The sequence below is a fragment of the Microbacterium sp. genome (assembly GCF_036823965.1).
Classification (GTDB): domain Bacteria; phylum Actinomycetota; class Actinomycetes; order Actinomycetales; family Microbacteriaceae; genus Microbacterium.
This window is the reverse complement of the sequence record NZ_DAITBE010000007.1, coordinates 1-26,802: the sequence shown is the minus strand read 5'-3', so window position 1 is coordinate 26,802 and position 26,802 is coordinate 1. Positions and strand designations below refer to the sequence as shown.

24 protein-coding genes are annotated in these 26,802 nt (G+C 67.8%); 16 read left to right on the top strand and 8 right to left on the bottom strand.

All coding sequences use genetic code 11. The features are described 5' to 3' along the window. Nucleotides 1-284 precede the first annotated feature (284 nt). Nucleotides 285-1,505: an MFS transporter gene (locus V7Z82_RS12650; protein ID WP_334151910.1), complete on the top strand. Its 1,221-nt coding sequence runs from the start codon at nt 285-287 to the stop codon at nt 1,503-1,505. Here V7Z82_RS12650 and V7Z82_RS12645 read toward each other — a convergent pair. The 5 genes from V7Z82_RS12645 to V7Z82_RS12625 all read right to left on the bottom strand — a co-directional run bounded on the left by V7Z82_RS12645 (nt 1,452) and on the right by V7Z82_RS12625 (nt 7,982). Beyond that, the gene (locus V7Z82_RS12645) at nt 1,452-2,228 is read right to left on the bottom strand and encodes an alpha/beta fold hydrolase (RefSeq protein ID WP_334151909.1); all 777 of its coding nucleotides are present in this window, start codon (nt 2,226-2,228) and stop codon (nt 1,452-1,454) included. The two genes, V7Z82_RS12650 and V7Z82_RS12645, sit on opposite strands and share 54 nt — an antisense overlap. Before the next feature lie 68 nt (nt 2,229-2,296). Further along, nucleotides 2,297-4,009: an ABC transporter family substrate-binding protein gene (locus tag V7Z82_RS12640; RefSeq protein WP_334151908.1), complete on the bottom strand. Its 1,713-nt coding sequence runs from the start codon at nt 4,007-4,009 to the stop codon at nt 2,297-2,299. Nucleotides 4,010-4,127: 118 nt separating this feature from the next. Next, nucleotides 4,128-6,071 (bottom strand): ABC transporter ATP-binding protein, encoded by a 1,944-nt coding sequence (locus tag V7Z82_RS12635; protein ID WP_334151907.1) that lies wholly within the window; start codon nt 6,069-6,071, stop codon nt 4,128-4,130. Next, nucleotides 6,068-6,997 carry an ABC transporter permease gene (locus V7Z82_RS12630; protein WP_334151906.1) on the bottom strand — a complete coding sequence of 310 codons (930 nt, stop codon included), beginning with the start codon at nt 6,995-6,997 and terminating at the stop codon, nt 6,068-6,070. Before V7Z82_RS12630 ends, V7Z82_RS12635 begins: the two co-directional genes overlap by 4 nt. A 1-nt stretch (nt 6,998) precedes the next feature. Then, nucleotides 6,999-7,982: an ABC transporter permease gene (locus V7Z82_RS12625; protein ID WP_334151905.1), complete on the bottom strand. Its 984-nt coding sequence runs from the start codon at nt 7,980-7,982 to the stop codon at nt 6,999-7,001. A gap of 239 nt (nt 7,983-8,221) precedes the next feature. On the opposite strand from V7Z82_RS12625, the gene lepA reads away from it, so the two are divergent. The 4 genes from lepA to hemW all read left to right on the top strand — a co-directional run bounded on the left by lepA (nt 8,222) and on the right by hemW (nt 12,623). Continuing rightward, entirely contained in the window at nt 8,222-10,075 is a 1,854-nt protein-coding gene (gene lepA, locus V7Z82_RS12620) for a translation elongation factor 4 (RefSeq protein WP_334151904.1), read from the top strand. 29 nt (nt 10,076-10,104) lie between these two features. Then, nucleotides 10,105-10,557, top strand: coding sequence for a DUF1990 family protein (locus tag V7Z82_RS12615; RefSeq protein ID WP_334151903.1), 453 nt, complete (start codon nt 10,105-10,107; stop codon nt 10,555-10,557). 159 nt (nt 10,558-10,716) lie between these two features. Continuing rightward, nucleotides 10,717-11,370: a DUF1990 family protein gene (locus V7Z82_RS12610; protein ID WP_334151902.1), complete on the top strand. Its 654-nt coding sequence runs from the start codon at nt 10,717-10,719 to the stop codon at nt 11,368-11,370. Then, nucleotides 11,370-12,623 carry a radical SAM family heme chaperone HemW gene (hemW, locus tag V7Z82_RS12605; RefSeq protein WP_334151901.1) on the top strand — a complete coding sequence of 418 codons (1,254 nt, stop codon included), beginning with the start codon at nt 11,370-11,372 and terminating at the stop codon, nt 12,621-12,623. Before V7Z82_RS12610 ends, hemW begins: the two co-directional genes overlap by 1 nt. Before the next feature lie 19 nt (nt 12,624-12,642). Here the strand turns inward: hemW and V7Z82_RS12600 are convergent, their stop codons facing one another. Then, nucleotides 12,643-14,061: a carboxylesterase/lipase family protein gene (locus tag V7Z82_RS12600; RefSeq protein WP_334151900.1), complete on the bottom strand. Its 1,419-nt coding sequence runs from the start codon at nt 14,059-14,061 to the stop codon at nt 12,643-12,645. A gap of 102 nt (nt 14,062-14,163) precedes the next feature. On the opposite strand from V7Z82_RS12600, the gene hrcA reads away from it, so the two are divergent. The 10 genes from hrcA (at nt 14,164) to V7Z82_RS12550 (ending at nt 23,408) form a co-directional block, all read left to right on the top strand. Next, entirely contained in the window at nt 14,164-15,195 is a 1,032-nt protein-coding gene (hrcA, locus tag V7Z82_RS12595; protein WP_334151899.1) for a heat-inducible transcriptional repressor HrcA, read from the top strand. Between the two features lie 37 nt (nt 15,196-15,232). Beyond that, nucleotides 15,233-16,348, top strand: a complete 1,116-nt coding sequence (dnaJ, locus tag V7Z82_RS12590) for a molecular chaperone DnaJ (RefSeq protein ID WP_334151898.1) — start codon at nt 15,233-15,235, stop codon at nt 16,346-16,348. 3 nt (nt 16,349-16,351) lie between these two features. Beyond that, entirely contained in the window at nt 16,352-17,080 is a 729-nt protein-coding gene (locus tag V7Z82_RS12585; protein WP_334151897.1) for a 16S rRNA (uracil(1498)-N(3))-methyltransferase, read from the top strand. A gap of 142 nt (nt 17,081-17,222) precedes the next feature. Then, nucleotides 17,223-17,573 (top strand): histidine triad nucleotide-binding protein, encoded by a 351-nt coding sequence (locus V7Z82_RS12580; RefSeq protein WP_334151896.1) that lies wholly within the window; start codon nt 17,223-17,225, stop codon nt 17,571-17,573. A 124-nt stretch (nt 17,574-17,697) separates the two neighbouring features. Continuing rightward, nucleotides 17,698-18,726 (top strand): PhoH family protein, encoded by a 1,029-nt coding sequence (locus V7Z82_RS12575; RefSeq protein WP_334152079.1) that lies wholly within the window; start codon nt 17,698-17,700, stop codon nt 18,724-18,726. Next, nucleotides 18,723-19,181, top strand: coding sequence for an rRNA maturation RNase YbeY (gene ybeY, locus V7Z82_RS12570; RefSeq protein ID WP_334151895.1), 459 nt, complete (start codon nt 18,723-18,725; stop codon nt 19,179-19,181). Before V7Z82_RS12575 ends, ybeY begins: the two co-directional genes overlap by 4 nt. After that, nucleotides 19,178-20,473 carry a hemolysin family protein gene (locus V7Z82_RS12565; protein ID WP_334151894.1) on the top strand — a complete coding sequence of 432 codons (1,296 nt, stop codon included), beginning with the start codon at nt 19,178-19,180 and terminating at the stop codon, nt 20,471-20,473. The genes ybeY and V7Z82_RS12565 overlap by 4 nt, the downstream gene beginning before the upstream one ends. Continuing rightward, on the top strand, nt 20,466-21,365 hold the full coding sequence (gene era, locus V7Z82_RS12560; protein WP_334151893.1) for a GTPase Era: 900 nt from the start codon (nt 20,466-20,468) through the stop codon (nt 21,363-21,365). Before V7Z82_RS12565 ends, era begins: the two co-directional genes overlap by 8 nt. Nucleotides 21,366-21,566: 201 nt before the next feature. Next, a complete protein-coding gene (locus V7Z82_RS12555) occupies nt 21,567-22,445 on the top strand; it encodes a hypothetical protein (protein WP_334151892.1) in 879 nt (292 codons plus the stop codon). Between the two features lie 24 nt (nt 22,446-22,469). Further along, nucleotides 22,470-23,408, top strand: coding sequence for an NADP-dependent oxidoreductase (locus tag V7Z82_RS12550; protein ID WP_334151891.1), 939 nt, complete (start codon nt 22,470-22,472; stop codon nt 23,406-23,408). 1 nt (nt 23,409) lies between these two features. Here the strand turns inward: V7Z82_RS12550 and V7Z82_RS12545 are convergent, their stop codons facing one another. Then, nucleotides 23,410-24,057 (bottom strand): hypothetical protein, encoded by a 648-nt coding sequence (locus V7Z82_RS12545; RefSeq protein WP_334151890.1) that lies wholly within the window; start codon nt 24,055-24,057, stop codon nt 23,410-23,412. A gap of 194 nt (nt 24,058-24,251) precedes the next feature. On the opposite strand from V7Z82_RS12545, the gene leuA reads away from it, so the two are divergent. Next, nucleotides 24,252-26,006 (top strand): 2-isopropylmalate synthase, encoded by a 1,755-nt coding sequence (gene leuA / locus V7Z82_RS12540; RefSeq protein WP_334151889.1) that lies wholly within the window; start codon nt 24,252-24,254, stop codon nt 26,004-26,006. Nucleotides 26,007-26,101: 95 nt separating this feature from the next. On the opposite strand, the gene V7Z82_RS12535 is transcribed toward leuA, so the two are convergent. Beyond that, complete coding sequence (locus V7Z82_RS12535; protein WP_334151888.1) at nt 26,102-26,800, bottom strand: trimeric intracellular cation channel family protein; 699 nt, start codon at nt 26,798-26,800, stop codon at nt 26,102-26,104. Nucleotides 26,801-26,802: the final 2 nt, after the last annotated feature.

Sequence of the window (26,802 nt, the reverse complement as noted above, 5' to 3'; positions counted from 1 at the left end):
AAGAGGGCTGCTGCTCAGCGATCGTGAGGGAAGAACCCACACGCAAGCCAAGAAACAACTCTACCAGCAGTCGGCCGGTTCCCGCGAAACGGCTGCAGGGTGCGGCGCCTGCATGCGCGGATCCGAGAAACTCGGTCGCGCAGACGGCGGCACCGGGTGCAGAATCAGGTCTATCCGACATCGACGTCAAGGAGCGACATGAGCCCTGATTGCCCGAGGTTCCGGCTGCCTGAGGGCGCCCGTCGCCGTTCGATCGACCGCGTGGTGTCGATGGCAGCGTTCCGGTGACGGCCACCACCAGGGTCGGCGCCAGGTGGATGTCGATCTTCACCCTCGCCTGGCTCGCGATCTGGACCGTGCAGCTCACACCCGTGCAGCTGCTGCTGCCGCTGCAGCTCGACACCCCCGAAGACGACTGGATCCGCGGCGTCGTCTCGTCGGGCGTCGTGCTGGGCATCGGCGGCCTCGCCGGTGTCATCGCCGGGCCAGCTGCCGGCGCCCTCTCCGACCGTGCGGCCGCTGGGAAGCGCAGACGCCGCCCGTGGGCCCTGGGTGGCGTCTGGCTCACTGCGGTCTGTCTCGTGCTCTCCGGGTTCGCGAAAGGACCGTGGGCCGTCGGCCTCGGCTGGGTGGGGGTGTCTATCGGCGTGGCCGTGTCGTCCGCCGCCTTCACTGCACTCATCGCCGATCAGCTTCCGTCGACGCAGCGTGGCGCGGCATCCGCTGCCGTCGGATCGAGCCAGGCCGTCGGCATCGTCCTCGGCGTCGGGCTGGTCGTGCTGCTCGGGCTCGACATCCAGACCGGGTATCTGCTGCTCGCCGGCATCATCCTGGTGATCGGCACGGCCTCCGCACTGCTGCTGCCCGACCCCGCAGGAACCGCGGCGATGCGTCCGCCCAGCGTGAAGCGTCGCAGACTCGCCTCGCTGCGGGATCGAGACTTCGCCTGGATGCTCTCCGGGCGCCTGGTCACGAACATCGGCAATGCCCTCGGAACCGCGCTGTTCCTGTTCTTCCTGCTGCACGGTCTCGGTCAGCCGAGCGCCGTCGCCCAGGACAACCTGCTGCTGCTGATCGTCGTCTACACCCTGTTCGTGGTGATCGCCTCGGTGCTCACCGGGATCATCTCCGACCGCACCGGCAACCGGCGAGGCCTCGCAGTCGCGGCCACGCTCGTGCAGGCTGCCTCCGGCGTCGCGATCGCGATCGTGCCGACCTTCGAGATGACGATGGTCGCGGCCGCGCTCATGGGCGTCGGCTACGGCGCCTTCTCCACCGTCGGCCTCGCATTCGCGGCAGATCTGCTCCCGGATGAGCAGGACCACGCCCGCGACCTCGGCATCGTCAACGTGACGGCCGCACTCGGACAGCTCATCGGCCCTGTGCTGGGCGCGCTGCTGGTCGCCCTCGTCGGCGGATTCTGGCTCGTCTTCGTCGCAGCGGCGGTGCTCTCAGTGCTCGGCGGCGCGCTCACCGCGTGCGCGAGGCAACCCGCCCGCCGCTGATCCGGCATCCGATTCGATCGTCGCGACGCCCAGTCGGATCGCGGCGTTGAAGATGCGCGGGCGCATGACGGTGACGAGATGCGTCGTCCGCGGCACGATGACGAGTTCCGCGTGCGGGGCGAGACGCTGGAACAGCCGCTCGTTCACGCGCAGTTGATCGTATTGGCCGTTCACGAACCACAGCGGGACGCTGATCCGTCGCAGCGCCGCCGGGATGTCGAGCTCGGCCAGACTCGCCAGCGCTCGATCCTGCACGTCGAGGGCGTAGCCGCCGGCGCCGAAATCGGCCCGCGTCTCCCTCGGCACCGTCGTGGTGAGGATGCCCCTGGTGATCCACATGCCGCTGCCCGGCAGCGACTTCACGGCGCGGAACAGCATCCGATACGCAGACAGCCCGGCCCCGCGGGGGAGCGAGGTGCATGCCGCGGCGAGCAGGCCGGCGACCGGCGGCGCCGCAGCACCGCCGGTGTAGGCGATCGACAGCAGCCCGCCCATCGAGTGTCCGACGAGCAGCACCGGACCACGTTCCGCGGCGGCGCGCACGGCGTCATCGATCGCGTGCAGGGCTGCGTCCAGCGTGAAGTCCTCATGCATGCGCGTGCCGTGCCCGGGGAGGTCGACGGCGGTGCAGTCGTACCCGTGCGCTTCGAGATGCTCGACCTGCGACCGCCACATGGTGGCGGATGTACGGATGCCGTGGACGAGAACGACCTGAACACTCACGCGCCAAGCATACGAAAGCGGGGCCGGTGGATGAACCACCGACCCCGCTTCGGATGAGACAGAAGTGCTTACTTCTCCCAGCCCACGTTCTCCACCGGCGAGACGCCGAAGAGGTCGAGGCCCACGTAGGGCTCCGGGGTCAGGTTGGCGAGGCCCGTCTTCGCCGTGAAGATCGAGGGGCCGTTGTAGAGCGGGATGACGCCCCAGGTCTCCTTGATGATCTCCGGCTCGAGCTTCATCGTCGCGGCGGTCCAGTCAGCGGCCGTCGTGGTCGACTCGACCTGATCCTTGATCTTCTCGTCGATCTCGGGGGTTCCGGTACCGGAGAGGTTCAGGCTGCTGTCAGAGCAGTACAGCTGGCAGAAGTACAGCGGTCCGAACGGGTCGGAGTCCGTGAAGCGCAGGGAGAACGCATCCCAGTTCTTCGTGCTGAAGTCGGTCGAGAAGTCCGCGGGAGCGCGCTTCTCGATCTGCAGGTCGATGCCGATGGCCTTCTCCTGCTGCTGCAGCGCCTTGGCCAGGGCCTCGATCGTCGGGTCATCGCTGTGCACCGGGTAGACGATCTCGAGCTTCACGCCGTCCTTCTCGCGGATGCCGTCTTCGCCCTCGGTCCAGCCGGCGTCCTCGAGCAGCTTCTTGGCGCCGTCGACGTCGAACTTCAGTCCGGCCTCGGCGAACGAGTCCTTATAGCCGTCCTGGAAGTCGTACATGTTCAGCGATCCCGCTGGAGCCTCCTCGTAGTCGAGGCCGTTCCACGCGATCTGCTTCTGCTGGTCGATGTCGATCGCCATGAAGAACGCCTCACGGACGTCGAGGTCCTTCAGCTGCGGCTTCTCGGCGTCGAGGATCACGATCGTCTTGGCCGTCTGCTGCGAGCGGTAGGTGACGACGTCTTCCATGTCGGCGACCTGCGCGAGGCGGTCCTTCGTGTTCGTGCCGACGATGTCGATCTCGCCGTTCTTGAAGGCGTTGATCGACGCGGCTGCGTCGAGACCCGTGAAGGTCACCTTGTCGAGCAGCGGCTTGTCGCCCCACCACTTCTCGTTCGGCTCGAACGTGACGGACTGGCCGTTCACGTCGAAGTCGGTGAGCTTGTACGGGCCCGCGCCCCACTCGGGGTGAGCGTTCTCGATGTAGGCGGTGTTGAAGACCTCCGGCGAGTTGACCGCCGGGTTCAGGATGCCGTTGAGGAACGGCATCTTCGGCCAGGCGAACTCGCCCTTGAACGTGACGATGACGTCCTTGTCGGTCGCGCCCTTGGTGACGGACTCGATCTCCTTGTAGCCGTCGGTGGAGCTCGTCTCGTAGGCCTCGTCCTCGCCGCTGTTGGCCTTCCACGTGGTCTCGAACGCGGTGTAGTCGATCGGCGTGCCGTCGTTCCAGACCGCCTTCTCGTTGACCTTCATCGTGATGACGGTCTTGCCGTCTTCCGTGGTGATGTCCCACGCGTCGAGGTAGGCCGGGTTCGCGGAGACGTCGCCCTCGGGCGTCATCAGGAACACCTGCGGGTTGTACCACTGGGCAAGGCGCGTCGTGTCGGCGCTCGCGTTGCCGTTGAACGGGTTCATCTGCGGCGTGACCTCGTTGATGCCGAAGTGGACCTCGCCGCCCTCCTTCAGGTTCTCGCGCGGCTGCGGGTTGTAGTCCGCCTGCTTCGTCTCCTGGGGCGTGTTGCCGCCATCGGTGCCGCCGTTGTCGCCGCCCGCCGCACATCCGCTGATCACGAGTGCGAGAGCGCCGCTGAGGGCGATGATGCCCGTCAGCTTCGTGGTGCTTTTCATGGTGCTCCTTTCGCCTTTCGGCGTAGTCATAAAGGGGAGGTTAGTTCGCTTTCGACCGAAAGGCTCGGGGGTGCGAGTGAATATCGCTTAACCGTTACCGGACGGTGACCAGGGAGACTCAGGAGACGAGCGGCTGCGTCGTCATGGTCGCGGCATCGAAGACGACACGCTGGCGCGTGCGCTCGATATCAGGGTCGGGAACCGGGATCGCCGACAGCAGCGCCCTCGTGTACGGATGCTGCGGATTGTCGAACACCTCGTCGACGTCGCCGTGCTCGACGAACTCGCCGAGATACATCACGGCCACGCGGTCGGCGATGTGCCGGACCACGGACAGATCGTGGGCGACGAACAGGTACGACAGCCCCAGCTTGACCTTCAGCTCATCGAGCAGGTTGATCACGCCGGCCTGGATCGACACGTCCAGCGCCGAGACCGGCTCGTCGAGCACCACGATCTTCGGGTTGGTCGACAGTGCGCGGGCGATGCCGATGCGCTGGCGCTGCCCGCCCGAGAATGCGCTCGGGAAGCGATCGAGGTGTGCGGGGTTGAGCCCCACGAGATCCATCAGCTCCTGCACGCGCACGTAGGCATCGGCGCGCGAGGTCCCGATCGCGATCATCGGCTCGGCGATGATGTCGGCCACCGTCATGCGGGGGTCGAGCGCCGCCATCGGGTCCTGGAACACGATCTGGATGTCGCGACGGAGTGCGCGCTCCTGGCGGCCGCTGGTGATGTCGCCGACGCTGGTGCCTGCGATGACGATGTCGCCGTCCGCCTGCTTCTCGAAGTCCATGATCTGCAGCAGCGTCGTCGTCTTGCCGGAGCCCGACTCGCCGACGATGGCCATGGTCTCGCCCTCGCGCACGTCGAAGCTGATGCCCTTGACCGCGTGCACCTCGCCGACCTTGCGCTTGAACACCGCGCCCTTCATGAGGGGGAACGACTTGGTCATGTTGCGGACCTCGAGCGTGACGGGGCGCTCCTCGCGCGGCGTCCGCGTGAGTTCGCTCTCCGGGATCACCGGGACCGGATAGACGGGGAGTCCGCCGATCAGGCCGCCGTCCTCGATCTCGTTCGCGCGGATGCAGGCCGCGCTGTGCGCTGCGGTGGTGCCAGTGGACACGGGCAGGAGCTCGGGCTCCTTCGTCAGGCACGCATCCATCACGATCGGGCAGCGATCGGCGAAGGGGCACGCATCCGGCAGGCCGATCAGCAGCGGCGGGTTGCCCTTGATCGGCACCAGCGGCTGCTTCTCGGCCTTGTCGACGCGGGGGATCGCGCCGAGCAGACCGATCGAGTACGGCATCCGCGTGCGGTGGAAGAGCTCGCGGGCCTCCGCATGCTCGACCGGCTTGCCGGCGTACATCACGATGACATCGTCGGCCGTCCTGGCGACCACACCCATGTCGTGCGTGATCATGATGACCGCGGCGCCGGTCTCGCCCTGCGCCTTCTCGATCAGGTCGAGGATCTGCGCCTGGATCGTGACGTCGAGTGCGGTGGTGGGCTCATCGCAGATGATGAGCTTCGGGTTGTTGGCCATCGCGATCGCGATCACCACGCGCTGGCGCATGCCACCGGAGAACTCGTGCGGGAAGGCCTTCATGCGCTTCTCCGGCTCGGGGATGCCGACCAGGGAGAGCAGCTCGACCGAGCGATCCCAGGAGTCCTTCTTGGACAGGTTGCGATGGACTGTCAGAGCTTCGATGAGCTGGTCGCCGATCGTGAAGACCGGGGTCAGCGAGGTCAGTGGGTCCTGGAAGACCATGGTCATGCCGTTGCCGCGGATCATCGACATCTGCTTGTCGGTCTTGCCGAGCAGCTCCTGACCGTCGAAGACCACCGAACCGGTGACCTTCGCGTTGTCGTCGAGCAGCCCCATGATCGCGAGCGAGGTCACGGACTTGCCCGACCCCGATTCGCCGACGATGCCGAGGGTCTTGCCCGCCTGCAGGTCGAAGGAGACGCCGCGGACGGCGTCGACACGACCGGCTTCGGAGGGGAAGCTGACGTGGAGGTCGCGGACGGACAGGACGGTGGATGCAGGTGTGGTGCTCATGCGCGGCCTCCAGCCGCTGAAGTGGGATCGAGCGCATCGCGCAGACCGTCGGCGACGAGCGCCATCGACACGGTGAGCAGGGTGAGCGCGGCAGCGGGGAAGTAGAAGACCCATGGTGCGCTCGTGATGGTGTTCGCGCCGCTGCCGATCAGCGAGCCGAGTGAGACATCCGGGATCTTCACGCCGAAGCCGATGAAGGAGAGCCCGGTCTCGGTGATCACTGCAGCGACGACGCCGAGCGTGAAGTTGATCACGAGGAGCGAGCCGATGTTGGGGAGCAGGTGCCGGAGCACGATCCTCATGCCGCGCACACCCATGTAGCGGGCCGCGTGCACGTATTCGCGCTCGCGCAGCGACAGCGCCATCGTCCAGATCACCCTGGCCTGGAAGAACCAGCCGACGAAGATCAGTGCGAGTGCGATGACCCGCCAGTCGCCGCCCGCGCTGTTGGACACGAGGGCGAGGATCAGGAAAGTCGGGATCACCATCAGGAAGTGGATGATCAGGAGGGTCGAGCGCTCGAGGAGGCCACCGAAGTAGGCGGCAGCGGTACCGACGATCGCCGAGATCACGGTGGTTCCGATGGACACGGTCACGGCGATCATGAGGGAGCGCTGCAGGCCGATCGACACCTGCGCGAACAGATCGTTTCCGGCGGGCGTCGTGCCGAACCAGTGCTCGGACGAGGGCCCGGTGCCGAGATTCAGGAAGTCGAGGTAGATGTGGTCGTACTTCGCCACCATCGGGCCGATGATCGAGAACAGGACCAGGGCGATGAAGATGAAGACGCCGAAGACCGCAGGGCGGTTGCGCATGAACCGGCGGTAGTAGAGCCCGAACACCGAGGTCCGCTTGCGCTGCGCGATGACGGGCGCGGCGACATCCGCCTGCGGGTGGAGCGTGGGGTCGATCATTTCGGTGCTCATGTCAGCTCACTCTCACTCGAGGATCGAGGACCACGACGGCGATGTCCGCCAGGATCGCGCCGATGGCGGTCAGCACGGCGCCGAAGGCCGCGATCGCCACGACGCCGTGCACGTCGTTCTTGCCGATGGTGTCGACGAAGTACTTGCCCATGCCGTTCCAGCCGAAGATCGTCTCGGTGAGGATCGCTCCGGTGAACACCGTCGGGATCGTGAACGCCAGCTGCGTGGCGACCGGGATCAGCGAGGGGCGCAGCGCGTGCTTGCGGATGGCCTGCTGCTTGGTCAGGCCCTTCGCGCGCGCTGTGCGGACGTAGTCCGCCTTGATGTTGTCGAGCAGCAGCGACCGCTGCAGCAGGTGGTAGCTCGCGTATCCGGTGATCACGAGGGCGATCGTCGGCAGCGTGATGTGCTGCAGCTTGTCGATCAGGACCGGGAAGAATCCCTCGACGCCCTTGCTGCCTGCCCCTGTCACGTAGAACACCCGCACGCCGACCCACTCGTTGAAGGAGATCGCGAGGAGGACGATGCCGAGGGCCGCGACGACGATCGGGATGTTCATCGTGATGATCGACGTGGCCTGGCCGATGCGGTCGCCGAGCTTGTACTGGCGTGATGCGGTGTAGACGCCGAGGCCGATGCCGAGCACGGCGCCGAGGATCGTCGCGCCGATCACGAGCTCGCCCGAGATCAGGGCCCGATAGGCGATCTGGTCGTTCACCGACTGGCCGACCGGGCTCTGGCCCCAGTCCCACCGGAACAGGATCCCGCTGAACCACACCCACCAGCGCTCCAGGAGCGGGACCGTGTCGCTGAGATTCAGCGGCTCGAGCATCCGTGTGATCTCATCGGTGCTGAGCGGTGGGCGTCGACCGACGTAGTTGCTCCGCGGATCCAGGAACGACCAGGCCAGGAAGTACGTGACGTTGGTCGCGACCACGATCATGAGCAGCCAGCCCAATGTGCGGCGCACGAGATACTTGATCAAGGTGATGATTCTTTCTCTTCTACAGACGCGCGCGGTTCTGCCGACGCAACGCTGAGCCGGGGAAGACAGTCAATCACCATCTGCCGTTCTGCGCGACGCGACGCCCCACTTGGTCTGTGACGGAGTCTTATCGCCCACGGGATTCGGTGTCACGAATTGCTCCCGGGCAACTTCGGGAGAATATCACCGCTTCGGGCGAATCGATGATTAGCATCGCCTCACCGTAGAATCGAGTGGACATGTCACCACGCGCCCTCACTCCGCTTCAGCCTGCCGCCACGCCCGCGAAGCAGATCCGAAACTTCTGCATCATCGCCCACATCGATCACGGCAAGTCGACCCTCGCCGACCGCATGCTGCAGATCACGGGCGTGGTCTCGGACCGCGACATGCGCGCCCAGTACCTGGACCGGATGGACATCGAGCGCGAGCGCGGCATCACCATCAAGAGCCAGGCCGTGCGGATGCCGTGGCAGATCGACGGTGAGACCTTCGCGCTCAACATGATCGACACCCCCGGCCACGTCGACTTCACCTACGAGGTGTCCCGCTCGCTGGCCGCGTGCGAGGGTGCGATCCTCCTCGTCGACGCCGCGCAGGGCATCGAGGCGCAGACGCTCGCGAACCTCTACCTCGCACTCGAGAACGACCTCCACATCATCCCGGTGCTGAACAAGATCGACCTGCCTGCCGCCGATCCGGAGAAGTACGCCAAGGAACTGGCATCCCTCATCGGCGGCAAGCCCGAGGATGTCCTCCGCGTGTCGGGGAAGACCGGCGTCGGCGTCGAGGAACTGCTCGACCGGTTGGTGAAGGAGATCCCGGCTCCGGTCGGCGATGCGGATGCTCCGGCCCGCGCCATGATCTTCGACTCGGTCTACGACGCCTATCGCGGGGTCGTGACGTACGTCCGAATGGTCGACGGCAGCCTGTCGCCCCGCGAGCGCATCCAGATGATGTCGACCGGCGCGAACCACGAAGCGCTGGAGGTCGGCGTCTCCAGCCCCGAGCCCGTCCCGTCCAAGGGGCTCGGCGTCGGCGAGGTCGGCTACCTCATCACCGGCGTGAAGGACGTCCGCCTGTCGAAGGTCGGCGACACCGTCACGACGGCGCGCAAGCCGTCGACCCAGGCGCTGCCGGGCTACACCGACCCGAAGCCCATGGTGTTCTCCGGTCTCTACCCGATCGACGGCAGCGACTACGCCGAACTGCGCGAGGCACTCGACAAGCTCAAGCTCTCCGACGCCTCGCTGGCTTACGAGCCGGAGACCTCGGTCGCGCTCGGCTTCGGCTTCCGCTGCGGATTCCTCGGTCTGCTGCACCTCGAGATCATCACCGAACGCCTCGAGCGCGAGTTCGGACTCGACCTCATCACGACCGCTCCCAGCGTGATCTACGAGGTGCTCACCTCGGACACCGGCGAGACGGTCACCGTGACGAACCCCAGCGAGTACCCGGACGGCCGCATCGGCTCGGTCTCGGAGCCGATGGTGAAGACGGCGATCCTGCTGCCCAAGGATTACGTCGGCACGGTCATGGAACTCTGCCAGGGCCGCCGAGGAACGCTGCTCGGCATGGAGTACTTCTCTGAGGAGCGCGTCGAGCTGCGCTACAACATGCCGCTGGGTGAGATCGTGTTCGACTTCTTCGACCAGCTCAAGTCGAAGACGCAGGGCTACGCCTCGCTCGACTACGAGCCCTCCGGACAGCAGGAGGCGGACCTGGTGAAGGTCGACATCCTGCTGCAGGGCGAGAAGGTCGACGCCTTCAGCTCGATCGTGCATCGCGACAAGGCCTACGCCTACGGCACGATGATGGCCGAGCGGCTGCGAAAGCTCATTCCTCGCCAGCAGTTCGAGGTGCCGATCCAGGCGGCCATCGGTGCCAGGATCATCGCTCGTGAGACCATCCGCGCGATCCGCAAGGACGTGCTCGCCAAGTGCTACGGCGGTGACATCACCCGCAAGCGCAAGCTCCTCGAGAAGCAGAAGGAGGGCAAGAAGCGCATGAAGATGGTCGGTCGCGTCGAGGTCCCCCAGGAGGCGTTCATCGCAGCGCTCTCCGGCGACGTCGAGGGCAAGGACAAGAAGTAGGGATGCCGTTCCCGGCGTACGAGCGAGGGATGACGCGTCGACCGCTCGTCTCGGTCCCGGGCGGACTGCGCGGAGCCGAGCGCTCGGTGACCGTGCCGACTGAGGCGAGGGCCGCGGTCGCGGCGCTCGTCAGCAGCTGGGAGTTCAAGCGCCGTGCCGGATTCGAGGTCCCGTCCGGGGCGCCGTCCCCCGGCGACGATGGCGTGCTCGCGACGCGTCTGCTCGGCATCCGATTCGCTGAGCCGGTTCGCGTGGTCTGGGCGGATGAGTGCGGCTTCGGCTACGAGACGAGGCCAGGGCATCCGCTGTACGGCGAGGAGTCGTTCGTGCTCGACGAGCACGGCGTGTTCACCGCCCGATCCGTCTCCTGCCCGTCGAACTGGTTCTGGCGGTGCGGTACCCCGGCGCTGCGACTCCTGCAGCGGTCCGTGTTCAGGCGGTACATGCGCATCGTCGAGGACGCTGCCGGATCGGTCCGCTGATGCGGCGGCGCGCGTCGCAGGGAGAAGGGATGGATGCCGGACGTTTCGGCCGCATCCGCCCGGCATCCTGCACATCTCCCTGCGTCCTGAACGCATCGATGTGACCGTGGACGGCGAGTGAGGGTGTTCACTCAGGCAACCCCAAGTAGGCTGGATCTCATGCGGCGCGGGACTTTCCGAGACGGCACGGTGGACTATGCGGCCGTGGGTGCGACCCACGCCCCCGATCTGATGCATTACCCGCCGGAGCGCAGCATCCCGGCGGAGAACTCGTGGCGCATCGGCAGCGGACTCGAACGGTTCCAGACCGCCGGTGACGCGCTGCTGTCGTGGACCGCGCAGCGTGCATCCGGACTGAGCGTGGAAGACGTGCGCCCGGCGCCAGGGCCCGCCTACGCCGGCGTCAGCTTCGACGCCGAGGGCAACCCGATCGCTCCGAGCAAGCGCGAGGTCGAGCCTCGCTACGACGCAGAGGGCATGCCCTTCGTCGGACCCGGCATGACGCTGCACCTCCGTGGACGCGTCGGCAGCATGCGGGCCGACGCCGAGCTGCGCGTCATCTCGGTCACCGAGGAGACCCGTCGGATCGGCTTCGTGCTCGGCACGGTCGGCGGCTCGGTCGTCAGCGGTGAGGAGTCCTTCGACCTGGACTGGCGCGAGGACAACGACGAGGTCTGGTTCACGGTGCGCGCCTTCGACGCGCCCACATCCCTGCTCTACCGCACGGTCCCAGCGCTCGTGAAGCGCCGGCGGCGTGAGCTCTTCGCGCGATACCTCCGCGCGATCTCCCCGCTGTACGCGACCCCCGTCTGATGGCGGGACCGCTTCCCCTGGGTGACCCGGCTCCGACCGACGGGCGACTTCCCGGCGATCTGCCGATCGACACGAACGTGCCGTTCTCGGCATACCTGCATGTCCCGTTCTGCCGCGTGCGCTGCGGCTACTGCGACTTCAACACGTACACGTCGAGCGAACTGCGCGGCGCGAAGCAGGAGGATTACGCCACCACTCTGATCTCCGAGATCGATCTGGCACGACGGGTGCTCGGCGAGGTCGGCGCGCTGCGCCCGATGGACACCGTCTTCTTCGGCGGCGGCACCCCGACACTGCTCCCGGCCGGCGACCTGGCTCGGATGCTGGACGCCGCCGTCTCGACCTTCGGCCTGGTCGACGGCGCCGAGGTGACCGTCGAGGCGAACCCGGACACTGTGACGCCGGAGGTCGCGCGCACGCTCGCGGCCGCGGGGGTCACCCGCCTGTCCGTGGGTATGCAGTCGGCCGTGCCGCACGTGCTCGCTGCCCTCGACCGCACGCACCAGCCGGAGAACGTCCGCACCGCGGTGGCCGCGGCGAAGGACGCCGGTCTCGCGGTCAGCGTCGATCTGATCTACGGAGCCCCGGGGGAGTCGCTCGCGGACTGGGAGGCATCGCTCGATGCCGCCCTCGCGCTCGAGTCCGACCACATCTCCGCGTACGCGCTCATCATCGAGGACGGCACGAAGCTCGCCCGGCAGATCCGCCGAGGCGAGGTGCCGACGCCGGACGACGATCTGCAGGCCGACATGTACGAGCTCGCGGATGCGCGTCTCGCCGCGGCCGGATTCGACTGGTACGAGGTCAGCAACTGGGCGCGCCCTTCGACAGGTGCAGGCGCCGGAGTCGGGGCGAGCGCCACGGACAACCGTTCCCGCCACAACCTCGCCTACTGGCGGGGGAGCGACTGGTGGGGCTTCGGTCCTGGCGCGCACAGCCACGTCGCCGGGCTCCGCTGGTGGAACGTGAAGCATCCTGCGGCCTATGCGCAGCGGCTCGCGGCATCCGAATCCCCGGCCGCAGGCACGGAGCGACCGGACCCGGAGGCCCACCTGCTCGAACGGGTGCTCCTGTTGAGCCGCCTCGCCGAGGGCATCGCCATCGCCGAGCTGCCAGAGGCCAACCGTTCGCGCGTGGCCGGGCTCATCGCCGACGGGCTGGTCGATCCCGCGGCCGCCCTGCGCGGTCGGATCACGCTCACGTTGCGAGGACGACTGCTCGCCGACGCCGTGGTGCGCGAACTCACCGACTGAGCTCCCGGTATGGCAGCAGTCACCCGGGGAGCAGATCCAGCCCTGTGGTTCGACGCTGGGTGACGGTCGAGCTGGTGTCGTCGAACAGCCGCGTCAGTCGAGACGGGCCGTAGACCGGCCAGCCGGGGTCGCCGGTCGTGACGAATGCGATCCACGCGGCGTTCATCTCGTCCGCGAGCGCCTTCGGTGCATCAGGCCCCGCCAGGCGCTGCGTCTCCGGGTCGTCGAGTCGATCGAACACGAATCCCAGCTCGAGTGCGTGCGCCGCGCGCAGGTCGCGCACCGGACTCGGCCAGGCGAACTCGTAGACGTGGGTCGTCGATGGCCGCGACAGGGCGACCCGCGTCAGTGCGCGGCGGAGCAGCACATCGGTCGCGAGCTGACCGAAGATCTCGCCCGTGGAGGCGTCAGGCCACTCCGCGCGGTAGGCCGCGACTGCTCTGCGGGGGATGCGCAGTGCGAGTGTCGCGAGGAAGAGCTTGAGCCTGCTGATGCCCTCGAGCGCTTCGGGTGGGAACCACAGCCGATACTCATCGGTGTTGGTGCCGATGAGCAGCGGCGTGTCGATCGCTCCCAGCACTTCGTGCGGCGACCGCGGCATGCTGTCCGCGTCGATCGCGGGCTGGTAGCCCGGTGCGCCGCCGAGCGGTGACGAGCCGGCCGACTGCTGGCGACGCGTCTCGAGCAGCTGGTGCGGCGGGACCGCCGTGAACGAGTCACGATCCGCACGGACGCCGAGCCGCTTCGCCATCTGGGCAGTCACCCGCCCCGCCTTTGCAGGTGTCTGGGCCTCGAGCGGCCCGGACTCGATGATCGCGCGGGCGATCAGTCCTCGTGAGTCATCCCTCGTCAGCAGAGCGGCGACGATCGCGCCGCCGGCCGATTCGCCCATCGCCGTGATCTGCTCCGGGTCTCCACCGAACGCCGACACCTCGCGGTGCACCCACTCGAGTGCCGCGGCCGCATCTCGCAGCCCGAGGTTGCGGGGCGCGCTCTCGAGCACCGAGAAGCCCTCGGCGCCGAGTCGGTAGTTGATCGAGACGAACACGATGCCCGCGCGAGCGAACACCGCTCCGTCGTAGAGAGAGAGCGCCGCCGTGCCCCGTTCGAGCGCCCCGCCGTGGATCCACAGCAGCACCGGTGCCCCGGCGGCATCCGCCGGTGCCCAGACATTGGCGGTGAGGATGTCGTCGCCCGCGATCTGCACTGAGCCGAGAAGCTCGCCGATCGCGCCGGCGTACGGCACCTGCGGCGCGGTCGGGCCGAACTCGAGCGCGTCCCGCACGCCGGTCCATGGCGTGACCGGCTGCGGTTCGCGGAACCGGTTCTCCCCGAACGGTGCAGCGGCATACGGGACGCCGAGGAACCGGACGATCTCGCCGTGCGCGGATCCCCTGATCGTGCCGGAGGAGAGGGTGACGGTGGGGGAGTCGGCCATGAGCGCCATCCTAGAGTCGGCCGCGCACAGTTCGGAGGTTCTGCGGCTGTACGGGGTAGGATTGGCACTCTGAACGTCCGAGTGCCAGCGGAAGGGAAGGCGATGGTCACAGATCGAGGACTCCAGGTTCTCCGCGCGATCGTGCAGGACTACGTCGAGACCCACGAACCCGTCGGAAGCCGCTCCATCGTCGACCGGCATTCCTTCGGCGTCTCCGCGGCGACCATTCGCAACGACATGGCGCTGCTCGAGGACGAAGAGCTGATCACCGCGCCGCACACATCGTCAGGTCGAGTCCCGACGGACAAGGGCTACCGCGTCTTCGTGAACCACCTCGCACAGCTTCGCCCGCTGTCGACGGCGCAGCGCTCTGCGATCGAATCGTTCCTCGGCACGCCGGCCGACCTCGACGATCTCATGGTGCGGACCGTGCGAGTGCTCACCCAGTTGACCGGCCAGGTCGCGCTCGCCCAATATCCGTCGTTCGCGCGTGCGCGCGTCACGCATGTGGAACTCGTCGCCCTGGCGCCGAACCGCCTGCTGATCGTGCTCGTCACGGATGCCGGCGGCGTCTCCCAGCGCGTCGCCCAGCTCGGGGTCGATGTCGACGAGAGCGGGCTGGCGCAGCTCCGCGCGCGCGTGTCGGAGATGATCACCGGTCGGGCGATCGGCGAAGCGTCCGATCGCCTGCAGTCGCTGCTCGACGGCGAGGAGCTGCCCAGCGAACGGGCGCTCCGCACCCTCGCCGGCGTCGTCATGGACGAGCTCGGCGAGTTCCGGCAGGAGCGTCTGGTGATGGCGGGCGCCGCCACCCTCGCACGGCGCGAACACGACTTCCGCGGCAGCATCCACCCGCTTCTCGAGGCGATCGAGGAGCAGGTCACCCTGTTGCGGCTCATGAGTGAGATGGTGACCGACGAACACGGCCTGGCCGCGAGCATCGGCACCGAGAACGCCTCGTTCGGACTCGGCGAGGCGTCGATCGTCACCAGCAACTACGCCGCACCCAGCGGCATGGCACGCGTCGGCGTCATGGGTCCGACGCGCATGGACTACCCGAGCAATCTCGCTGCGGCGCGGGCTGTGGCCCGCTACCTGACGCGGATGCTCGACGAAGACGAGGCGAGCCGCTGACGCGGCTCTCCGGACAGACACACGCAGAAAGGCGATTGTGGCGGACCATTATGAGGTTCTCGGGGTGTCCCGGGACGCGTCCATCGACGAGATCAAGAAGGCCTACCGGCGACTGGCCCGGCAGCTGCACCCGGATGTGAACCCGGGAGAGGATGCCGCGGAGAAGTTCAAGCTCGTCACGCACGCGTACGACGTGCTGAGCGACACCGATTCGCGTCAGCGCTATGACATGGGCGGCGGAGACGGCGCCGCAGGCAACTTCGGTGGTTTCGGCGGCTTCGGGGACATCTTCGAGACCTTCTTCGGCGCAGCACAGGGCGGCGGACGCGGCGGCCGGCCTCGTTCCCGGCGCGAGCGCGGCCAGGATGCGCTGGTGCGCGTGACCCTCGATCTCGGCGACGTCGTGTTCGGTGCGCATCGGGACATCGAGGTCGACACCGCCGTGCTGTGCGAGACCTGTCAGGGCTCCTGCTGCCAGGAGGGCACCTCGCCCGTGACCTGCGACATCTGCGGCGGCTCCGGTCACGTGCAGCGCCAGGTGCGCAGCCTGCTCGGTAACGTCGTCACCTCGCAGCCCTGCGGAACGTGCGAGGGCTACGGCACCACGATTCCCTACCCCTGCGGCACCTGCGGCGGCCAGGGACGCGTTCGCTCGCGTCGGACCGTATCGCTCGACATCCCCGCCGGCGTCGAGACCGGACTGCGCCTGCAGCTCCCCGGCTCCGGCGAGGTCGGGAAGGCCGGTGGCCCCAACGGCGACCTGTACGTCGAGGTGACGGTCAATCCGCACGCGGCGTTCAGCCGGGACGGCGACGATCTGCTCGCGACGCTCGAGGTGTCGATGACCGACGCCATCCTCGGCACCGAGACCGAGATCCAGGGCCTCGACGGCGCTGTGGATCTCGAGATCCGCGCCGGCGTGCAGTCCGGTGACGTGCTGACCATCAAGGGGCGAGGCATCACGCCGCTGCGTGGATCGCAGCGCGGAGACCTCCGGGTGGGTGTGCAGGTCGTGACGCCGACCAAGCTGGATTCCGCACAGCGTGCCCTGATCGAGGACTTCGCGAAGAAGGCCAAGGCGCCGGAGCCGCAGCTCGCGCAGTTCCAGCAGGGGCTGTTCTCGAAGCTCCGCGACCGGTTCCGTTCGCACTGAGTCATGGCGCTGCACTTCCTCGTCGAGTCCTCGTCTGACGCCGCGGTCGGCGACCTCGTGTCGCTGACCGGGGCCGAGGCGAAGCACGCCGCTGTCGTCCGTCGACTGCGCGTCGGCGAGGCGATCACGATCGGCGACGGGGCCGGAGTCTGGCTCACCGGCGTCGCAGAGGCGGTGTCTCCGTCGCAGGTCGACGTGCGCATCTCCGAACGCACGGTGCAGTCAGCGCCGGAGCCGCGCATCGTGCTGGTGCAGGCGCTGGCGAAGGGCGATCGTGACGAGCTCGCGGTCCAGGCGGCATGCGAGTTGGGCGCCGACGAGATCGTGCCGTGGCAGGCCGGCCGGAGCATCTCGCGCTGGGAGGGTTCGAAGGCCGTCAAGGGCCGTGAGCGCTGGGCCTCGATCGTGCGAGAGGCAGCGAAGCAGGCGCATCGAGCGTGGGTGCCCGAGGTCGCAGCCCCGGTGTCGACCGCGCAGCTTGCGACGCGTACGGCGACCCAGCGACTGCTCCTGCTCGACCCGACCGCCGAGACACGGCTGTCGGAGCTCGCGCCGGACGGCCGTGACCTCGTGCTGGTCGTCGGTCCCGAGGGCGGCATCGCGCCGGAGGAGCTCGCCCGGCTGACGGATGCCGGTGCCGAGCGGGTCCTCCTGGGCGACACCGTGCTGCGCACGTCGACGGCCGGCCCCGCGGCGATCGCGGTGCTCTCGGTCGCCCTCGGCCGGTGGTGACCCGTGCGCTCGGGGCTGGGACCCTTCGACAGGCTCAGGGACCCGGGCATCGGGTTCCTGAGGGACCCGGCCACTGGCTCGCGGAGCCTGTCGGAGCATCCTCGACGGCCGTGCGTCTGCACCGGTCAGTAGACTTGGACTCATGACGGACACCTCGATCTTCACGCGCATCCTGAACGGTGAGATCCCCGCCGAGATCCTCGGCGAGACCGAGCGTCTCTTCGCGATCCGCGACATCGCACCGCAGGCTCCGGTGCACCTGCTCGTGGTTCCGAAGACCGCCGAGTACCGTGACGTCGCCGAGCTGGCTGCCGGCGATCCAGCCCTCCTCGCCGAGCTCATCGCCTTCGCGAAGGAGCTGGCGGCACAGCATACCGATGACGGCGATTTCCGCCTCGTGTTCAACACGGGCGCGAACGCGGGACAGACCGTCTTCCACGTCCACGCCCACATCCTCGGCGGCGGACTGACCGAGAAGAGCGTCGGTGCCTGACCACGACATGCCGGAGAACACCATCCCAGACACCGGCGACGGCGAGGTCCGTGAGCCGCAGGAGCGCACGCTGAACGGTCCTGCCCCCGAAGCCGTCGACCGGATCGCCGTCGACGGCGTCGCGATGGTCCAGCTGCTCGGACCGCAGGATCGTCTGCTGCGGATCCTCGAGAAGGAACACGGCGATGTGCAGGTGCTCGTGCGCGGCAACGAGATCACGCTGAGCGGAGCACGCGCCGATGTCGTGAAGGCCAGGCAGCTGGTCGACGAGCTCCTGGAGATGACCAGAGCCGGCCAGAACCTCGCACCCAGCGATGTCGCCAGCTCCGCCCGCATGCTGAGGGTGGAAGGCGGGCCTCGTCCGAGCGAGGTGCTCGGCGAAGCCATCCTCACCACACGTGGCAAGGTGATCCGTCCGAAGACCCTCGGTCAGAAGGAGTACGTCGACGCGATCGAGGAGAACACGATCGTGTTCGGTATCGGTCCGGCCGGTACCGGCAAGACGTATCTCGCGATGGCGAAGGCCGTGCAGGCGCTGCAGCGCAAGGAAGTCACACGCATCATCCTCACGCGTCCCGCCGTCGAGGCGGGGGAGCGGCTCGGGTTCCTGCCAGGCACCCTGACCGACAAGATCGACCCGTACCTGCGCCCGCTCTACGACGCGCTGAACGAGATGATGGACCCGGAGATCGTGCCGCGCCTCATGGCAACGGGCACCATCGAGGTCGCACCCCTCGCGTACATGCGCGGGCGCACGCTCAACGACTCCTTCGTGGTGCTCGACGAGGCGCAGAACACGACGCCGGAGCAGATGAAGATGTTCCTGACCCGGCTCGGGTTCGGCACGCGCATGGTGGTCACCGGCGACATCACGCAGGTCGACCTTCCGGCCGGCGCCTCCGGACTGCGAACGGTGACCCGGGTGCTGAGCGACATCGATGACATCCATTTCTCTCGCCTGACGAGCGCAGACGTGGTCCGCCACTCGCTGGTCGGCCGCATCGTCGATGCGTACAGCGAGTACGACGAGCAGCGCACCGCCCAGCGGTTCGAGCGCGAGCAGGCGGCGGAGTTCGCCAATCGCGCCGAGCGTCGAGGCGGCGCCCCCAGACCCGGACCCCGTGACCGGATGCCGAAACGAGGACTCTCATGATCGAGATCAACAACGAGTCGGCCATCGATGTCGACGAGACAGTGCTGCAGCGACTGACCGACCACAACCTCGAGCAGCTGCATGTCAGCGCCGATGCCGAGGTCGCGATCGTGCTTGTCGACGAGGGTGCGATGGAAGCCCTGCACGTGCAGTGGATGGATGAGCCCGGTCCGACGGACGTGCTCAGCTTCCCCATGGACGAGCTGCGGCCCGGCACCGAGGACCGTCCGACCGCTCCCGGCCTGCTCGGCGACATCGTGCTCTGCCCGCAGGTCGCCGAGACACAGGCGCAGGCCGCCGGTCACTCGCTGATGGACGAGCTGATCCTGCTCACGACGCACGGGCTGCTGCACCTGCTCGGATTCGATCATGCCGAGCCCGATGAGGAGCGTGAGATGTTCGGGCTGCAGAAGGAGCTGATCCAGGGGTTCGCTGTGGCTGAACGCCGCCGATGACAGCAGTCTTCCTCCTCGCCGGCGCGGTCCTGCTGGTCGCGTTCGGCGGCCTGATGGCCGCGATCGACGCAGCGTTCGGCGTGAACTCGCGATCCGATCTCGAGGAGATGGGCTCGGAGGGTCGCAACGCGGCCCAGCTCGCGCGCATCGCCGCCGACCCGGAGGCGCATGTGAACGCGGTCGCGTTCATCCGTGTGCTCGCCGAGACGGCCGCCGCGGTGCTCGTGACCGTCGCGTTCATGTTCCTGATCGACAACATCTGGTGGGCGATGCTCGCCGCAGCAGTGCTGATGACCGGTATCTCGTTCGTGCTGGTCGGTGCGAGCCCTCGAAAGTTCGGTCGGCAGCACGCCGACGGCATTCTTCGGGCGAACGCGCCGATCGTGCGCGGCGTGCGGATGATCCTCGGACCGCTCGCCCAGGGCCTCGTCGTGCTCGGCAACCGTGTCACGCCCGGCACCGGCCGAAGCTCGTTCAGCTCGGAGGAGCAGCTGTTGAGCATGGTCGACGAGGCAGCCTCGAACGACCTGATCGAGGCTGACGACCGCGACCTGATCCACTCGGTCTTCGACTTCACCGACCAGTTCGTGCGCGCCGTCATGGTGCCCCGCACCGAGATGGTCACGGTGGACGCGACCTCCACCACGAGCGAGGCCATGGCGCTGTTCCTGCAGCGCGGCGTCTCCCGCATGCCGGTCGTCGACGACGACGCCGACGATGTCGTGGGCGTGCTGTACCTCAAGGACCTGGTGCAGTTCGCGTTCCGCGACGAGAACGCCTGGCGCACGGCATCCATCCGGCCGATCTCGCGACCGGCGACGTTCGTTCCCGAGTCGATGCGCGCCGAGACCCTGCTGCAGCAGATGAAGCGCGACGCCGTGCACGTGTGTCTCGTGATCGACGAACACGGCGGGATCTCGGGCCTCGTGACGCTCGAAGACCTGATCGAGGAGCTCGTCGGTGAGATCTCCGATGAGTACGATCAGGTGTCCGCCGAGTTCGTCGATCTGGGCGACGGGCGATACCGCGTGAGTGCACGGTTGTCGCTCGAAGACGTCGGCGACCTGTTCGGCCTCGAACTCGAGGACGAGGAAGTCGATTCGATCGGCGGACTGCTCGGCAAGGCGCTCGGACAGGTTCCGCAGCCCGGTGCGACCGCGGTCGTCGATGGCCTGGTCCTGACCGGGGGTGCGTCGCGAGGACGCGGGCGAGGAATCGCCACGGTGTTCGTCGAACGTGCGGCCATCGACACGGATGCAACTGAACATGAGGGAGATGGACGCGATGACTGACCAGACACGGAGCGGCTTCGTGACGTTCGTCGGACGCCCGAACGTGGGCAAGTCCACACTGACGAACGCCCTGGTCGGCGAGAAGATCGCCATCACCAGCGAGAAGCCGCAGACCACGCGTCGCGCGATCCGCGGCATCGTGAACCGCCCCGCGGGGCAGCTGGTGATCGTCGACACCCCCGGCATCCACAAGCCGCGCACGCTGCTCGGCGAGCGCCTGAACGACCTGGTCGACCAGGTGCTCGGCGACGTCGACGTCATCGGCTTCTGCGTGCCGGCCACCGAGAAGGTCGGCCCGGGGGACCGCCGCATCGCCGCATCGCTCGACGGATACCCCCGCGCGAAGAAGGTCGCGATCGTCACGAAGACGGATGCCGCTGGCCGCGACGAGATCACCGAGCGCCTGCTCGAGGTCGACGCGCTCCGCGAGGACTGGGCTGCGGTCGTGCCGCTCTCCGCGCTCACCCGCGATCAGCTCGAGGTGCTCGCCGACGAGCTGCTGACGCTGATGCCGAAGGGCCCAGCGCTCTACGCCGAGGGCATCACCACCGACGAGTCCGACGAGGATCGCATCGCGGAGATGATCCGTGAGGCGGCCCTCGAGGGCGTGCGCGATGAGCTGCCGCACTCGATTGCCGTGATCATCGACGAGGTGTCGGTGCGCGAGGACAACAGCAACCTCACGGATGTGCACGCGCAGATCGTCGTCGAGCGCGACAGCCAGAAGGCGATCATCATCGGGCACAAGGGCAAGCGCCTGCGCGATGTGGGTGCGCGAGCGCGCGTCGGCATCGAGGAGCTCCTCGGCACGCGCGTGTTCCTCGGCCTGCACGTGAAGGTCGCGAAGGAATGGCAGCGCGACCCGAAGCAGCTCGGCAAGCTCGGGTTCTGACCCGCCCCGCGTCGGTTCTCTCGACTGGAACAGAGCATGCGCGCGATGTTTGTTCGACGTGCGCGTGTGCAGGGTGCTGCGCCTCTGCCAGACTGAACCCAGATCACCGGATCGACGGAAGCCGACCGAATCGCGGATGTCCCGGTGATGCGCATCAGGACGACTGTGGGATGCGCTGAGCCTTGGAGGGGGCGACTGATCATGGTGGCAGAAGAAGCGAGCGTTGCTCGCGCGCGCTCAGACGGAGCCGATGGGGATTCGCCGTCGGGAACCCCGTCGCGCACGCGCTCCCGGGCGGTCGCGTGGGCATCGGTGGCGTCGGCGCTGATCGCATCGGCCGTCTTCGCGGCCGCTGTGCTGATGCCGCAGGAGACCGATGCATCGCCTGTCGCCGCGCCTCTCGAGTTCGCCGGCTCCAAGACGATCGAGCAGATCATGGCTGATGCCGCAGCCGACCTCGAGGCCGGCGCTGGTCCGGACGAGCCAGTGCGCACGGTGCAGGTGGCTGCCTGGGCCGCGTCCGCCGATGATGCGACGCTCGAGCCGGAGATCTCCGAGCTCACCTGGAACCAGGACCTCTCCGGCGAGCTCCTGCGCTTCGCCAGCGTTCCGACCGAGACCGGCGACGGATTCCGCTCGGGCGGGGTCGTGGAGGAGCAGACGATCGCTGTCGGAGGGCTCGACAGCCCGTTCGTCGATCTCCCCGGCGACTCCCTCGCCGGGGTGACCGAGCTGCTCCACGCGTACGGAATGCCGCACGATCCGACCACCGGTGACGTGGTCCACGCGATCACGGCGGCACTCGACCAGTGGACGCTCACGAACGTGCAGCATGCCGCGATGCTCGGCCTGGTCGTCGAGGCGGGTGGTGTCACCGCGGTCGGCGACGCGGTCGACCGGTTCGGACGCGCCGTCGCTGGCGTGCAGGTTCCGTCCGCGGATGCCGACTCGCACGACGTGCTCCTGATCTCCACCGAGTCCGGGCGTATCGTCGGCGTGGAGACCACGGTCGGCATCGCCGAGGTGCGTACGCTCGCGGGCTATCGACTGTGGGGAGTGGACGTCGGCGTGCGACGCTGACCGGAAGACGGAAGCAGGACCGTGATGACCGCACGACACTGGATCGCCCCGACGTGGGGTGCGCCCGAGACCTGGGAGCTCGTCGAGGACGCGGTTCCCGCGCCGGATTCGGGAGAGGTCACGATCCGTGTCCACGCCGCCGGCGTGAATCCCGCGGACGCCAAGCATGTCGCGGCTCCGCGCGCCGACCTCGAGCTGCCGGTGCCGATCGGGTACGAGATCTCCGGCGAGATCACGGCGATCGGTCCTGACACGGAGATCGGCTCCGGCGCTGCGGCGATCGGTGACGAGGTGATCGCCTTCCGCGTGTACGGCGGGTACGCCACCGAGATCACGGTGCAGGCATCGAAGGTGTTCGCGAAACCGTCGACGCTCACCCATCCGGAGGCGGCGAACCTGCTGCTCGCCGGCACGACGGCCGCCGAGATGCTGGCAGTCACCGGCGCTGCGCCCGGCGAGACGATTCTGCTGCACGGCGCCTCGGGTGCTGTGGGAGTGAGCGTGCTGCAGCAGGCGCGGCTGCGCGGCATCCGAGTGATCGGCACTGCGAGCGAACGTCGATTCGACGAGGTCGAGCGGTTCGGCGGCATCCCGGTGGTCTACGGGCCGGGTCTGGAGAAGCGCATCCGCGACGCCGCGGGCGCTCCGATCGCCGCCTCCCTCGACGCGGTCGGCACGGACGAAGCCGTGGACGTCTCGCTCGCTCTGGTCGCCGACCGATCTCGCATCGTGACGATCGCCGCGTTCGGGCGCGCCTCGGCCGCCGGCATCCGAGCCATCGCCGGATCGATGCCCGACAGCGCACGGTTCCGCGATGACGTCCGCGGAACGTTGACCGCCCTCGCGCAGAAGGGCGATCTCATCGTGCCCGTCGCTCGGACGTTCCCGCTCGACGACGCACCCGCAGCGCATCGTCTCCTGTCGACCGGCCATCCGGGCGGCAAGCTCGCGCTGATCCCGTGAGTCAGTCAATCTCGCGGAGCGCTGAGGTCACCACGACCACGTCATCGCCGTACTGGGCATCCGCAGCATCCTGGATCGTGCCGTCGTCCCACACGACCTGGAGCCAGACGTAGCCGCGATCCGTCCGCACCGTCAGGGCATCGGCTCCCAGGCGGGAGGTCACGTCGTCCTGCACCCCGGTGAGATCGGCATCGTCCGTTTCGCCGTCGACGCCGCCCGTCGGGTCAGCCGGCGCGATCGGATCGTACAGCGCGAGCAGGATGGGCGGATCGGTGTTCGTGTAGCGATCGCCGTCGTATGTGCCGTACACGGCATATGTTCCCCAGGTCACCTCACCGCTGGTCTCGCTGCCGTCAACGCCGTCCCAGGTCCAGTCGTCCAGCGGGAGGCCGCTGCACTGCGGCGGATACGACTCGGCGACAGCTCCGAGGCAGAGCTGCACGTCGCCGGCGACGTCCAGCACCGTGCCTGTCGCGATCACTCGGCCGTCCGGCAGGCCCGGTCCTGCCGATTCGATCCCCTGACCGGCAGGAGCGCTCGTGCTCGTCGGTGCGCGGGAGCCGCCGGGCCCCGCGACGCAGGCGCTCAGCACCAGAAGCCCGACGACGGATGCCGAGGCGAGGACGAGGCGACGCTGCAGTGTGCTCATACCCCGGAGTGTCAGCCGTCGCAGGATCGTCTCAACACAGTCTGACGTGGGTGGGCTTCCCTGCTAGCATGACGACATGCCTTTCGGCGGTCTGCTTCTTCTTAGCTGCCGCGACGAGTCCTAAGAGCTAGGGCCTTCCTCGTCGCGGCGCTTGTGTTGGCCCGTTTATCTTGACGAAGAGAAGAAGCCCCATCATGCAGAACACTCAGCGCCCGTCAGCGATGCCGATCCACAAGTATCGGCCGTTCCACGAGCAGATCACCGTCCACCTGCCTGACCGCACGTGGCCCGATGCCCGCATCACCGAAGCTCCGCGCTGGTGCGCGGTCGACCTCCGTGACGGCAACCAGGCACTCATCGACCCGATGTCGCCCGAGCGCAAGCGCGTCATGTTCGAGCTCCTCGTGAGCATGGGATACAAGGAGATCGAGGTCGGCTTCCCCTCGGCGAGCCAGACCGACTTCGACTTCGTGCGTCAGCTCATCGAAGAGGACCTGATACCCGACGACGTCACGATCCAGGTGCTGACGCAGGCGCGCGAGCATCTGATCGAGCGCACCTATCAGTCGATCGCCGGCGCGAAGCAGGCGATCGTGCACCTGTACAACTCGACCAGCGTGCTGCAGCGCGAGGTGGTCTTCCGCACAGACAAGCAGGGCATCATCGACATCGCGCTCGAGGGCGCCCGCCTGTGCCGCACGTTCGAGAAGACCATCCCCGAGACCCAGGTCTTCTACGAGTACTCGCCGGAGAGCTACACGGGCACCGAGCTCGAGTTCGCCGTCGACATCTGCAACCAGGTGATCGAGGTCTTCGAGCCGTCACCCGAGCGCAAGGTCATCATCAACCTGCCCGCAACGGTCGAGATGGCGTCGCCGAACGTCTACGCGGACTCGATCGAGTGGATGAGCCGCCACCTCGCGCACCGTGAGAACGTGATCCTGTCGCTGCACCCGCACAACGACCGCGGCACCGCGATCGCCGCGGCCGAGCTCGGCTACATGGCCGGTGCCGACCGCATCGAGGGATGCCTGTTCGGCAACGGTGAGCGCACGGGCAACGTCGACATCGTCGCGCTGGGCATCAACCTGTTCACGCAGGGCATCGACCCGCAGATCGACTTCAGCGACATCGACCAGGTCAAGCGCACGGTCGAGTACTGCAACCAGCTGCCGGTGCCGGAGCGCAGCCCCTGGGCCGGCGACCTGGTGTTCACCGCCTTCAGCGGCTCGCACCAGGACGCGATCAAGAAGGGCTTCGAGGCCATGGCGGTTCGCGCCGAGGCCCAGGGCGTCACGGTCGACGACATCGAGTGGGCCGTGCCGTACCTGCCGGTCGATCCGAAGGACCTCGGCCGCTCGTACGAGGCCGTGATCCGGGTCAACTCGCAGTCGGGCAAGGGTGGTGTCGCCTACCTGCTGAAGGCCGACCACGCGATCGACCTGCCCCGCAAGCTGCAGATCGAGTTCTCCGGTGTGGTGCAGGCCAAGACGGATGCCGAGGGCGGCGAGGTCACCAGTGAGCAGATCTGGTCGATCTTCAACGACGAGTACCTGCCGGCTGCCGACACGGCAGCCAAGTGGGGCCGCTTCGAGCTGCTCGCGACGCAGACCCGCAGCGACATGTCCGGCGACGTGGCGCTCGACGTCGTGCTGCGCGATGACGATCAGCAGGTCTCGGTGACCGGGAACGGCAACGGTCCGGTCGCGGCGTTCGTCGAGGTGCTGCGCGGTCAGGGCTTCGACATCACGGTGTACGACTACGTCGAGCACGCACTCAGCGCCGGTGGCGACGCGCAGGCCGCGGCCTACGTCGAGCTGCAGGTCGGCGACCAGCGCCTGTGGGGCGTCGGTGTCGACGGCGACATCTCGACCGCATCGCTCAAGGCGATCGTGTCTGGCGTGAACCGTTCGATCCGCACGCGCCAGCAGGAGCTCGCGGCGGTCTGACCTCGTCGGTCGCTGAGCCTGTCGAAGCGTTGCTTCGGTCCTTCGACAGGCTCAGTGATCGAGCAGCGGTCCGCAGCGCAGCGACGAGCTTCGGCCTACCGGTCCACCGACGGCTTGACGATCGCGATGGCGCCGGTCTCGGCTGCGACCTTGCGGCGGTAGAGGCGGCGCTGCTCTGGCAGTGACACGTCGAAGCTCACCGCCAGCACGCGGATGATCGCGGTCACGACGATGCCGATCACGGCCGCCAGGGGGATCGGCATCCCGAGTCCGTTCGCGACCGAGATGAACACGCAGCCCGCACCGGCGGCGACCGCGTACAGCGAACCAACGTGCATGATCGATGTCGGCAGGCCCATCAGCATGTCGCGCAGCACGCCGCCGCCGACGGCGGCGCAGACACCGATGAAGACCGCGGGCACCGGCGGGATCCCGAAGGCGATCGCCTTGCTCGTGCCGAAGGCGCCGAACATCCCGATGACCACGGCGTCGAGCACCACGATCACGGTGTTCAGGCGGTTGAACAGCCCCGCAAGCAGCATCCCGAGCAGCGCGGCGCCTGTCGCGGTCAGCAGATACCAGTTGCTCTGCAGGGTCGCAGGCGTCTGACCGAGCAGGATGTCGCGGATGAGTCCGCCGCCCATGCCGATCATGATCCCGATGATGGCGACGCCGAGCCAGTCGAGTCGTCGCTGCCCCTGGAAACCCGAGGCGAACATCGCGCCCTGCACTCCGCCGAGGCCGACGCCGAGCAGGTCCGCCCAGAGCGGAATGGTGAAGAGCGGTTCGGTCACCC